Source organism: Amycolatopsis sp. SID8362 (assembly GCF_010550475.1).
GTDB lineage: Bacteria > Actinomycetota > Actinomycetes > Mycobacteriales > Pseudonocardiaceae > Amycolatopsis > Amycolatopsis eburnea.
Window position 1 is genome coordinate 1 of record NZ_JAAGNB010000515.1, and the last position, 803, is coordinate 803.

Below are 803 nucleotides of genomic sequence, written 5' to 3' on the forward strand. Positions count from 1 at the left end.
AGCCGACCGGCACCGAACCGCCGACGCGAGACGAGCCCGGCCAGCCAGCCGACCACCCACCACACACCCGGCCCACACCGCCACCGCAGCCGACCGGCACCGAACCGCCGACGCGAGACGAGCCCGGCCAGCCAGCCGACCACCCACCACACACCCGGCCCACACCGCCACCGCAGCCGACCGGCACCGAACCACTGGCGCGAACCGAGCCACCCCGCCGGCCAGCCGAACGCCAAGCCACCCAGCCACCGCAGCCGACCGGTAACACCTCACCGCAGGCCGGATCACCAGGGCACGACAACGCCCGCCACCGCATGGGTGCTCACCCCACGCGCGCAGGCAGGACCGGCACCTCGGCCACCGCCGTTCCCAGCGCTCCGCCGACGCCAGGCAACCGCAGCGGTGCCGAACGAGGACGGGCCGCCGCGCCGCGGCCCCTGCTCGTCGCCAGTACTTCGCGGTACCTCAAATGACCGTGGCCGTCCTCGCCCAGACCGTGCCAGCGACGGCCCGAAACACTCAGCTCCAGGTCCGCATCCGGCCACGACCCGGCCGCCAGCAGGACCGAGCCGCGGTTGCGGACGCGGCCGGCCAAACGCCGGGCCAGCTGCGGGCGCACGCTGCCCGCCAGCGAACGGCCGAGGACCACCAGGTCGAACCCGTCCACCAGCGCCGACACAACGGCCACCGACTCCGCGCCGGGGTTCGGCACCAGGGCGACCCGCTCCAGGTCGACGCCGAGTTCCGCGGCCGCGGCCAGGCCCAGCTCCGGCAGGCCGGTGACCGCCGCCCAGGAGCCGTCG

1 pseudogene is annotated in these 803 nt (G+C 75.7%); it reads right to left on the reverse strand.

Annotated elements, in window-relative coordinates:
• Positions 1-322: 322 nt before the first annotated feature.
• Positions 323-803 (reverse strand): annotated as a pseudogene (locus G3I65_RS16260) (hypothetical protein); the annotation flags it as partial.